General features: G+C 71.6%; 8 protein-coding genes and 2 pseudogenes. 5 read left to right on the top strand and 5 right to left on the bottom strand.

Going from position 1 to position 10,238, the window contains the following annotated elements:
- Positions 1–88, bottom strand: a pseudogene (locus tag BCF44_RS53725) (IS5/IS1182 family transposase); the annotation flags it as partial.
- 260 nt (positions 89–348) lie between these two features.
- Entirely contained in the window at positions 349–1,035 is a 687-nt protein-coding gene (locus tag BCF44_RS53720; protein WP_116182343.1) for an alpha/beta fold hydrolase, read from the bottom strand.
- A gap of 191 nt (positions 1,036–1,226) precedes the next feature.
- On the opposite strand from BCF44_RS53720, the pseudogene BCF44_RS57230 reads away from it, so the two are divergent.
- Positions 1,227–2,063 (top strand): annotated as a pseudogene (locus BCF44_RS57230) (ABC transporter transmembrane domain-containing protein); the annotation flags it as partial.
- A 388-nt stretch (positions 2,064–2,451) separates the two neighbouring features.
- Entirely contained in the window at positions 2,452–3,078 is a 627-nt protein-coding gene (locus BCF44_RS57225) for an ABC transporter ATP-binding protein (RefSeq protein WP_211353693.1), read from the top strand.
- Between the two features lie 266 nt (positions 3,079–3,344).
- Here BCF44_RS57225 and BCF44_RS53710 read toward each other — a convergent pair whose 3' ends face one another.
- From BCF44_RS53710 to BCF44_RS53700, 3 genes are read right to left on the bottom strand one after another with little or no spacing between them, the layout of a single operon-like run.
- A complete protein-coding gene (locus BCF44_RS53710) occupies positions 3,345–3,941 on the bottom strand; it encodes a TetR/AcrR family transcriptional regulator (protein WP_116182342.1) in 597 nt (198 codons plus the stop codon).
- The gene (locus BCF44_RS53705) at positions 3,938–4,819 is read right to left on the bottom strand and encodes an NAD(P)-dependent oxidoreductase (protein ID WP_116182341.1); all 882 of its coding nucleotides are present in this window, start codon (positions 4,817–4,819) and stop codon (positions 3,938–3,940) included. The genes BCF44_RS53710 and BCF44_RS53705 overlap by 4 nt, the downstream gene beginning before the upstream one ends.
- Positions 4,816–5,754: an aldo/keto reductase gene (locus BCF44_RS53700; protein WP_116182340.1), complete on the bottom strand. Its 939-nt coding sequence runs from the start codon at positions 5,752–5,754 to the stop codon at positions 4,816–4,818. Before BCF44_RS53700 ends, BCF44_RS53705 begins: the two co-directional genes overlap by 4 nt.
- A 162-nt stretch (positions 5,755–5,916) precedes the next feature.
- On the opposite strand from BCF44_RS53700, the gene BCF44_RS53695 reads away from it, so the two are divergent.
- The 3 genes from BCF44_RS53695 to BCF44_RS53685 all read left to right on the top strand — a co-directional run bounded on the left by BCF44_RS53695 (position 5,917) and on the right by BCF44_RS53685 (position 10,225).
- Entirely contained in the window at positions 5,917–6,417 is a 501-nt protein-coding gene (locus BCF44_RS53695; protein WP_116182339.1) for a VIT1/CCC1 transporter family protein, read from the top strand.
- Positions 6,418–6,437: 20 nt separating this feature from the next.
- Positions 6,438–7,208, top strand: a complete 771-nt coding sequence (locus BCF44_RS53690; protein ID WP_116182338.1) for a YoaK family protein — start codon at positions 6,438–6,440, stop codon at positions 7,206–7,208.
- Positions 7,209–7,462: 254 nt separating this feature from the next.
- The gene (locus BCF44_RS53685) at positions 7,463–10,225 is read left to right on the top strand and encodes an ATP-binding protein (protein ID WP_170218270.1); all 2,763 of its coding nucleotides are present in this window, start codon (positions 7,463–7,465) and stop codon (positions 10,223–10,225) included.
- The last annotated feature ends 13 nt before the right edge of the window (positions 10,226–10,238 follow it).

Genomic DNA, 10,238 nt, shown 5'->3' with positions numbered 1-10,238 from the left:
CGTGTCTGCGGTGTTTGCCCGAGTAGAACGGCCGGTCCACCGCGACGTGGTCGATCGGGATCAACGTGCCGTCGATGATCACGTATGCCATGCCCCGCCGAGGTCGCCCGCGAGCTGGGGATCGACGCGGGCATGCTCAGCGTCTGAGGAGAAGGGCAGACCGGCGCTCGCCGGCGCGCCGGGACCGTACGCGCGTACTACCGCATCATGGATGCGACGATCGGCTGCATCGATGACGAATCGAGAGTGCCGACGATGGGCGTGCCACTCCCCCGACCGGAGACGAGTGCAGCCACCAACGGCCGGGACGGCCCACCATCCACAGTGGACCGCTCCGGCCCGGAAAGGCTAGGCCGCCAAGTACTTCGCGGCGTCGCGTATGACGTCGAGCACGACGTCGGGGTGCGACAGCATCGGCACGTGGCTGCTGTCGATCTCGTAGGTCTTGGCTCCCATGCGCTTGGCGGCGAACCGCTCCAGCTCCGGATTCACGGTGCGGTCCTGGTTGGCGACGACGTACCAGCTCGGCTTGGTGCGCCAGGCGGTGCCCGGCACCTGCTGGTCGAACAGGTCCACGACTGGCACGGCGCCGGTGGCCAGCACCAGCTTCTGCTCCGCCTCCGGCAGGTCGCCGCAGAAGTCGCCGGTGCCGGAGGGCTTCAGCCAGATGCGGCCATCAGCCACCTCGATGTGGTCGAAGACGGGGGTGCGGGCGAACTGGTTCTGCTGCTGCTGTGAGGTCTCGTCCTCGTCCGGGCCGAGCGCGGCGAGGTAGACCAGCGCGCCGACGCGGTCGTGCACGCCGGCCTTAGTGATCAGGGTGCCGCCGTACGAGTGGCCAACCAGCACGACCGGTCCGGGCACGTGGTTGATGGTGAAGTTGACGCACGCGACATCGCTCTCAAGCGAGTTGAGGCCGTGCTGCGAGGCGAACACCTCGTGTCCCTCGGCCTGGAGGGCGGGGATGAGCTTGCCGAAACACGACCCGTCGGCCCAGAGCCCATGTGCGAAGACGATACTGGGCTTGCCCACCATGACGTTTCCTCCTCGGTGGTCGCGAAGCTGGACGTCGCCCATCTTCTCGGCCCGGCACTCCCCCTTCCCTCACATGTTTGGGTGATGGCGGCGTGCCACTCACATGCTGCACCTGTTACCCCGCCTCGGTACCGTCGCGAGGCCGCGCCAGCGCACGAGGAGGTCGGTATGAAGCCGCAGCGGAGGGTGTCATGACCGCCCCGGCGCACGCCGGCCGGACCACGGTCCGGCGGGTGGTGCCGCTGTTCCGCCCCTACCGGGCCCAGGTGGCCGCCGTCGTCGGGCTGATCGTGCTGACCTCGACGATCGGCATCGTCAACCCGCTGCTGATCCAGGCCGTGTTCAACAACGCCCTGTTCGTGCCCGGCGGCCCGGACGTGCCGTTGCTGATCATCCTGGTCGCGGTGATGGCCGTCGTGCCGATCGCCAACGGCGCCATCGGCATCCTCCAGACGTACGAGACCACGCGGGTCGGTCAGCTGGTCATGCGAGACCTGCGCGACCGCCTCTACTCGCACCTCCAGCAGCTGCCGCTGGCCTTCTTCACCGGCACCAGGACCGGCGAGATCCAGTCCAGGCTGGCCAACGACGTGGGCGGTGTCCAGTCGGTGGTCACCACGACCGCGTCGAGCATCCTGGCCAACGTCGTCATCTTCGTGTCCACCGTCGTCGCCATGATCGTGCTCAGCTGGCAGCTGACCGTCGTCGCGCTCGTGACCGTGCCGGTGTTCTTCTGGCTGACCAGGCTGGTCGGCGAGCGGCGGCGCCGGGTGGCCCGCTCGACCCAGGAGTCGCTGGCGGCCATGACCGCCCTGACCGAGGAGACTCTGTCGGTGTCCGGGGTGCTGCTGGCCAAGGTGTTCGGCAATCAGGCCCGCGACGCCGCGCGCTACCACGGCGAGAACCAGCGGCTGGCCGACCTCGAGGTCCGCCAGCAGATGATCGGCCAGGGCTTCTTCGCGATCGTGCAGGCGTTCCTGTCGATCACGCCGGCCGCGGTGTACCTGATCGCCGGCCTGCTGCTGGCGAACGGCACCGACGTCTCGGCCGGCACCGTGGTCGCGTTCACCACGCTGCAGACCCGCCTGTACTTCCCGATCGGCCAGCTTTTGCAGGTGTCGGTGGAGCTGCGGTCGTCGGTGGCCCTGTTCGACCGGATATTCGAGTACCTGGACGTGGTGCCCGACATCGTCGACGCCCCCGACGCCGAGGACCTGCCGCCGGCCGGCGGCGGCCGCCGGGTCGCGGTCACGGACGTGCACTTCCGCTATCCCGGCACGACACAGGACTCGCTGGCCGGCGTCAGCTTCGAGGCCGACCCCGGCCAGCTGGTCGCGCTGGTCGGGCCGAGCGGGGCCGGCAAGACCACCATCAGCTACCTGATCCCCCCGGCTGTACGACGTCACCGGCGGCTCGGTGCGGATCGACGGCGCCGACGTGCGGCAGGTCCGGCAGGCGTCGCTGGCCGCCGCCATCGGCTTCGTGACCCAGGAGAGTTACCTCTTCCACGACAGCATCCTGGCCAACATCCGGTACGGCCGGCCCTCCGCCTCGCTCGTGGAGATCGAGGAGGCGGCCCGCGCGGCGTACATCCACGACCGGATCATGGAATTCCCCGACGGCTACGACACGATCGTCGGCGAGCGGGGCTACCGCCTGTCCGGCGGCGAGAAACAGCGCCTGGCCATCGCGCGGGTGCTGCTGCACGACCCCCGCGTCCTGATCCTGGACGAGGCGACCTCGGCGCTCGACACCGCCAGCGAGCGGGAGGTGCAGAAGGCCCTCGACACCCTCATGGGGTCGCGGACCACCATCGCCATCGCGCACCGCCTGTCCACCGTGGTCAACGCCGACGTCATCAACGTCATCGACGCCGGGCGTGTGGTCGAGTCCGGCACCCACCGCTCCCTGCTGCGCGAAGGCGGCCTGTACGCGTCGCTGTACCAGGAGCAGTTCGAGGGCGGCCGGGTCCAGTGGCAGTGCACCGGCGGCGACGTGATGGCCGACGGCACCGTACGACACCGGGAATCGACGTTGCGCTGACTTTGCGCAAGAACCGGATCAACGCAAATCGCACGTCACACCTTGCGGGCGACATCCTTCCATGTTGGTCCTATACCGAGTCGTACGCGCTTGACTTCGCCGCGCTGCGCGACTCCTCCCCCGCGGACACCGCTTACGTCGTCGAGTCGACCTCGACGAAGTCCGCCTGGTGGTGCCAGATGGACCTGCGCCGCCCGGGCTCGTTCCACCTTCCCGCCGCCGGCGGCCTCGGCTTCGGCCTGCCCGCCGCCGTCGGTCCTCGGCGCCTAGGCCGGGCCGGGCAGGATGCCGTCGAGCGCCATGTCGACGACGTCGCGGACGAACCGGTCGGTCAGCGGCGCGTGGCCGTGCAGCAACCGGTGGTACAGCGGCCCGTACAACAGATCCAACGCGACGTCGATCTTGGTACCGGCCGGGATCTCGCCGCGTTCGGTCGCTCGTTGGAACAGGGCGCGGGCCTGGTCGCGTCGGGGCTCGACGAACCGCTGCCGGTACTCAGTGGCGAACACCGGGTCGGACTGCGCCGTAGTGAGCAGCGCGGCGAGCACCCGGCCGTAGGGTCGGCTGCTGGCGAGCCGAGCCCACGGCCGTAGCAGCGACAGCAGGTCGCCGCGCAGCGAACCGGTGTCGCGTGGGAACGGGCGGACGGTGTTCCACTCCGCGTAGAGCGCGTCGAGGGCCAGCGCCTCCTTGGTGGGCCACCAGCGGTAGATGGTGGCCTTGCTGACCCCGGCCCGCTGCGCGACGGCATCCATGCTCACCTCGGACAGGGCGCGCTCCAGCAGGAGTGCCGCGGCGGCGTCGAGAATCGCCTGGCGCGCCTGCTGACTACGCGGACGTCCGCGGTTGCCTTCGTTTGTCATGCCGCCCTCGGGTCGGATCCGGACTGGTCAGCCAGCACCTGCAGCAGACTAGCCACGTCGCGGCGCCCATAACCCAGCGCCTCGGCCTGGCCGAGCACCTGGTCGACCACCGCGGCAGCGGGCAGCGGACTCCCGGCGTCGGCCGCCAGCGCGAGGCGGATGTCCTTGTGCAGCATCCGCACGTCGAACCAGGCCCGCTCGGGCAGGTCGAGCACCAGCGGGGCGCGTGTCCGCAGCAGCGGTGATCCGATCGACGAAGTGGTCATCCCCTGTGCGGCCAGCTGGGGGTCGACGCCGCCGCGTTCGGCCAGCAGCAGCCCCTCGCTGAAGGCCAGCAGTTGGGCGGCGAGGCTGATGTTGATCGCCAGCTTGAGCAGCAGCCCCTGCCCGTTCCCGCCGACGTGGGTGACGGCGCCGCCGAGCCGGCGCAGCAGCGGCTCGGCCGCCCGGAACGCCGGCTCGGGGCCGCCCACCATGATCGCCAGCGTGCCGCTCTCCGCGGCCGGCACGCTGCCGGAGACCGGGGCGTCGATCATCGTGGCGCCCGCGGCGCGGACCCGCGCGGCCAACTCGCGGCTGACCTGCGGGCTCACAGTGCTCATGTCGACGTACACAGTCCCTGGTCGCAGGCCCGCGAGGATGCCGTCCGGCCCATCGGCGATCGCTGCCAGGGCTTGGTCGTCGGTAACCATGCTGAACACGACCTCCGCGGAGCCGGCGACCTCGCGCGGCGTGTCCCGCCAGACCAGGCCCCGCTCGATGAGCGCGGCGGCCTTGGTCCGGGTGCGGTTGGTCCCTTGCACGCGGTTGCCCGGCAGCAGACGCGCGGCCATCGGCGCGCCCATGCTGCCCAGCCCGACGAATCCGATCGTGGTCATGGCGTCACCTCGGCGATGTCCTGCTCGGTGAGCTCCAGGTCGGCCGCGGCGAGGATCGGGTCGACCTGGTCGGGGCGGCGGAAGCCGGTGATCGCGCCGGACACCGCCGGGTTGCGCAGGGTCCAGGCGACCGCGACCGCGCCGGGGGTGACGCCGTGCCGGTCGGCGACCTGCCGCAGCCGGTCGGCGAGCGCGAGGTGCCGGTCAAGCTGCGGTTCGGTGAACCGCGGGTCGGTCTTGCGCCAGTCGTCGTCGGCCATCGCCGCGATCCACTCGCGGGTGATCGCCCCGGTCAGCAGGCCGGAGCCCATCGGCGAGTAGACGATCACACCCATGCCGTGCTGGTGCGCGTGCGGCAGGACCTCCGTCTCGGCGTCCCGGTCGATCAGCGAGTACGGCGGCTGGAGCGTCTCGACCGGCGCGATCTCCTGGATCCGGCGCAGCTGCTTGACGTCGAAGTTGGACACGCCGATGTGCCGGACCATGCCCCATTCCTTCAGCTCGGCCAGGGCCGCCCAGCCCTGCTCGATGTCCTCGTCCGGGATGGGCCAGTGGATCTGGTACAGGTCGATCGCGTCGACACCGAGCCGCTGAAGGCTGGCCTCGGCCTCCCGCAGGATCGAGTCGCGGCCGAGGCTGTGCCGGACACGGCCGGTGCCGTCGTCGAGCAGCGAGCACTTGGTGAACACGTACGGCCGCCGGTCCAGGCCCCGCAACGCCCGGCCAACCACGCGTTCGGAGTGGCCGAAGCCGTAGGCGGCGGCCGTGTCGATCCAGTTCACGCCGAGTTCGAGCGCCCGGTGAATGGCCGCGACCGACTCGTCGTCGGCCTGCGGTCCCCAGCCGAACTCCCAGCCGCCACCGCCGATGGCCCACGCGCCGAAGCCGACCCGGGTGATCTCCAGGCCCGTACCGCCGAGCTGTGTCGTTCGCATGGCTTCCTCCGTTCTCTGGTGCGTACATCAGAAACTATACGACCAGTTTCGTTAGTCGGCGCTGTCTGCTGGCACACACGTGAGCCCAGTAACAGACACGTAGCCGCACCGGTTGTCATATACGAAACTCAGAGTTCAGTATTCGAGTGAAGGAGTGACACCATGACGACTTTGACGCTGTCCGGGCGCGGCGCGGACAGCTCGTTCCTGCTGCAGCGGGCGCAGCCCGCCATGACCGGCCTCATCGACGGCTCGCTGTCGACGCTGGCGCCCGTGTTCGCCGTCGCACTGGCCACCCACCAGCCGATCTACGCGTTCTTCACTGGCCTGGCCACCGCCATCGGCGCCGGCGTCAGCATGGCCTTCTCCGAGGGCCTCTCCGACACCGGCGACCTCACCGGCCGCGGCAGCCCCTACCGGCGCGGCACCATCACCGGCGCCGGCACGTTCCTCGGCGGCGTGCTGCACACCCTGCCGTTCCTGATCCCCGAGTACGGCCTCGCGCTCGTGGTGGCGCTGGCCACGATCGCCTTCGAGCTGGTGGCCCTGTCCTGGATCCGGTGGCGGTTCTTCGGCACCGGCTTCCTCCGCTCGTTCCTGGCCATCGCCCTCGGCGGCGTCATCATCACCGCCGTCAGCGCCGCCCTCGGCGCCGTCAGCTGACCGGACAGGAGCGATCACCGATGGCCGTCGCATCCCCCCTGAGCCCCCGCCAGACCGTGGCCGCGCTGCTCACCCTGACCGCGGTCACCGGCCTGGTGGACGCCGTGAGCTACCTGCGCCTCGGACACGTCTTCGTCGCCAACATGACCGGCAACGTGGTGTTCCTCGGCTTCAGCGTCGACCCGACCTCCGGCCTGTCCACCCTCGCCTCCGTGATCGCGATCGCCGGATTCCTCGTCGGCGCGCTCGCCGGCGGCCGACTCGCCCATGCGCTGGCCGCCAGCGGTGCCGGCCGATGGCTGGCCATCGCCTTCACCGTCGAGGCAGCCGTTCTCGCGCTGGTCGCCGTGCTCACCGGCACCGGCGTGCTGCCCTTCACCGGCGACGGCAGCTACGCCACCATCGCCACGCTCGCCGCGGCCCTCGGCCTGCAGAACGCGACCGTGCGGCACCTCGGCGCACCCGACCTGACCACCACCGTCCTGACGCTGACCCTCACCGGCCTCGCCGCCGACAGCGCACTCGCCGGTGGCCCCGGCGCCAAGCCGCATCGGCGGATCGGCTCCGTCGTAGCCATGCTCGTCGGCGCGGCGGTCGGCGCCGGCATTCTCCAGTGGTCGGCCACGGCCGCGCTTGCCGTCGCCGCAGGCCTCGTCGCCGTCGTCGCGGCCGCCTTCGTCAGCAAGCGCCGCGCGGACGGACGGATCCTGCTCAGCAAGGTTGACACAGTGGGCGTGCGGTCACCTTGCCGAGCAAGATGGCGACGGCACGGCCGGTCAGCGGCTCGATGAGCTGCGCTTGCAGGCCGCGCACCTGCTCGATTTGCGCCACCGCATCGGCGGGGCGGGCGGCGGCCAGCCCGAGACCGGCGACTGCCTGGCCTTCCCGCGGCATGGTGGCCAACCGAGTGCGGCCGCGGCGGCGAATCCCGTACACCGCCGAACAGCGCGCTGGACGGCCCGTCGGTGCCCGAAAGGCTCTGGCCACCCGCCCCGGCGGCCGTCAAGGCCTAGAGTTGGTCACCTTCGATCGCACGGAGGTGGGCGTGGCGAAGGTCGTGCTGCGCGGGCGGGCGGCGGCCATGGCCGCCGCGCTGCGTGTCGTCCGCGGCGTCCGCGGGCAGGGCCACGGCGCCGTGCTCCTGGTCGAGGGCGAGCCCGGCATCGGCAAGTCCGCGCTGTTCACGGAGATCGTCACACAGGCCGCGCGGATGGGATTCGGTTGCGCGGTCGGCAAAGCCGATCAGATCGGCCGCATCTCCCCCGCCGCGCCGCTGCTGCTGGCGCTACGCTCGGGCGCCCGGCCACTCGTGTCGGCGGCCGACCTGACGGAGCTGACGGCGCGCACCGACCAGCCACTGCTCCTGGTCGAGGACCTGGCGGCCCTGTTGGAGCCGCTGGCCCAGGAGCGGCCGCTGCTGATCGGCGTCGACGACACGCAGTGGGCCGATCCGGTCACCCGATTCCTGCTGCGCGCACTGCCCGGCCGGCTCGGCGGCAGCGCCATCCTGTGGGTGTTCACCAGCCGCAACATGGCCGACGGCCTGGTCGAGGACCTCAAGGACACGATCTTCGTCGACGCGCCGGTCGAGACCATCGAACTCGGCCCGCTCACCGCGCCCGACATCGCCGCGATGGCCGCGGACCGGCTCGGCCACCCGCCCTCGGCAGGCGTCGGCCGGATGCTGGACGGCGTCGGCGGCAACCCGTTCTTCGCCACGCAGATCCTCACCGGGATGGTTCGGGCCGGCTCCGAGGATGACATCCCCGCCGAGTTCGTGCTCGGGGTCCGCCGCCGGGTCGGCGAACTCGGTCCGGTGGCGGCGGAGCTGATCACCGTGGCGGCCGTGTTCGGCCAGGCGGCGGCGCCCGAGGACCTCGTGGCCCTGCTCCCCGACCGCGCCCCCGCCGAGATCACCGCGGCGGTCGACGTCGTGACGCGCGCCAGCCTGGTGGACGGCAACCGCGACGGGCGGCTGGTGTTCCGACACGATCTCATCCGGCAGGCGGTCTACGGCGACCTGCCCGAGCGGACCCGCCGCGCGCTGCACCAGCGCTGCGCGCAGTTCCTCGTCGACACCGACGGCGAGCCGCTCACCGTCGCCACCCACGCCCGCGCCGCGATCAGCCCGGGCGACGAGGCCGGCGCTGCGATGCTGGCCGACGCCGCGAACCGCGTCGCCGGCTCCATGCCCGAGACCGCGACCGACCTCGTCCTGGCCGCGTTTCGCGCGGTGCGGCCGAACCAGACGTCCTGGCTGACACTCGGCGAGCGCTGCGTCGAACTGCTCGGCCTCGTGCAGCGCTGCTCGGCCGCGATCGACATCGCCGACCTGCTGCTGGCCCACATCGACGACGCGGAGCCGGCCGGCCGGATCGAGATCGCCGTCGCCCGTGCGCTCTGGCTCACCGGCCGGTGGCGTGCGTCGGTGGACCGCAGCACGAAGGCGCTGGAGCGCGACCGGCTGACACCGGTGCTGCGGGCCCGGTTGGTGGCGTTGCAGGCGCTCGCCCGGTCCCGGATCGAGCCCGCCTGCGAGGCCTCCCCCACCGCCGTGCGCGCGCTGCGGGCGGCCGACGACGTCGATGACGACGACGCCCGCGTGCTCGCCTGGCACGCCCTCGCCGAGGTCGCCCGCAACCGCGGCGACCACCTCGAGTCGCTGCGGCACTACCGCGCGCTGCGCGCGGTGTCCGGGCCGACCTACATCGGCCAGGAGTTCCAGGAGCTCCAGTACCTCGACCGGTTCCACGACGCCGAGGTCATGCTGCGCAAGGCCCGCCGGGACCTGGGGCTGGACAAGGGCATGGTGTTCCTGTCGCTGATCTACACGCAGATCTGGTGGGACTACAACCTCGCCCGCTTCGACGACGCCGAGGCCGGCGCGCGCACATTGCTCGACCTGGCCCTTGAGCGAGGCAGCTATTCGTGCGGCATTGAGGCCGCGTCGCTGCTGAGCCTGGTGTCGCTGCAACGCGGCGACGTGGCGCAGGCCCGGCGGCGGCTGTCCGCCGGGTTCGGGCCGGCCGGGCCGGACGACGAGTTCCGCGTGCCGTCGCTGCTGCTGGTCCGCGGCTGGGTCACCGCCGCGGAGGGCAACGCCGACGAGGCCGCGGCGATGCTGTCGCCGCTGGTCTTCGCCGGCAGGGAGGACCGCGACCCGTGGCCGTGGAAGCCGGGCTGGCTGCGGCTGCTCGCGCACATCGGGCTCCGCGCCGGCGACCGGAAGTTCACCGACGAGGTCGTCGCGCTGGCCGACCTCGGGGCCGCGCGCAATCCCCACGTGGTCAGCCTCACCGGCACCGCGCTGCACGTGCGCGGCCTGCTGAGCCGGGATGTGGACCTGCTGACCCGCGCCGCCGACGCGCTGGCCGGCAGCCCGCGGCCGATGATGCGGGCGTCGGCGTACGAGGACCTCGGCATCGAGCTGCTGCGCCGCGACCGCAAGCGGGACGGCGCCGAGACGCTGGACCGGGCCTGGGAGATCTTCCACCGGGTCGGCGCCACCGGGCCGCTGGTGGACGTGCAGAACGCCATGCGACAGGCGGGCCTGCGCCGCGCGAAGTGGCTGGCGGCCGAGCCCCGGCCGGCCACCGGCTGGGACGGGCTGACCCCGTCCGAGCTGAAGGTCGCGCGCCTGATCGGCGCCGGCCACACCAACAAAGCCGCCGCCGATGAGCTGGGCGTCTCGGTGAACACGATCAGCACTCACCTGCGTTCGGTGTTCGCCAAGCTCGACGTCCGGTCCCGGGTGCAGCTCACCAACGCCCTGCACGAGCACGAGAGGTCCGCCGCCGTCGAGCGGTGACCTCACATGTTCG

This window comes from Kutzneria buriramensis, assembly GCF_003387475.1.
GTDB lineage: Bacteria > Actinomycetota > Actinomycetes > Mycobacteriales > Pseudonocardiaceae > Kutzneria > Kutzneria buriramensis.
Note: the sequence above shows the minus strand (reverse complement) of the source record. Positions and strands in the feature narration are given on the sequence as shown.

Excerpts from the sequence above, each read along its gene's own strand:
- BCF44_RS53695 (WP_116182339.1), top strand. The coding sequence starts at position 5,917 with ATGACGACTTTGACGCTGTCCGGGCGCGGCGCGGACAGCTCGTTCCTG.
- BCF44_RS53690 (WP_116182338.1), top strand. The coding sequence starts at position 6,438 with ATGGCCGTCGCATCCCCCCTGAGCCCCCGCCAGACCGTGGCCGCGCTG.
- BCF44_RS53710 (WP_116182342.1), bottom strand. The coding sequence starts at position 3,941 with ATGACAAACGAAGGCAACCGCGGACGTCCGCGTAGTCAGCAGGCGCGC.
- BCF44_RS53700 (WP_116182340.1), bottom strand. The coding sequence starts at position 5,754 with ATGCGAACGACACAGCTCGGCGGTACGGGCCTGGAGATCACCCGGGTC.
- BCF44_RS53720 (WP_116182343.1), bottom strand. The coding sequence starts at position 1,035 with ATGGTGGGCAAGCCCAGTATCGTCTTCGCACATGGGCTCTGGGCCGAC.
- BCF44_RS53705 (WP_116182341.1), bottom strand. The coding sequence starts at position 4,819 with ATGACCACGATCGGATTCGTCGGGCTGGGCAGCATGGGCGCGCCGATG.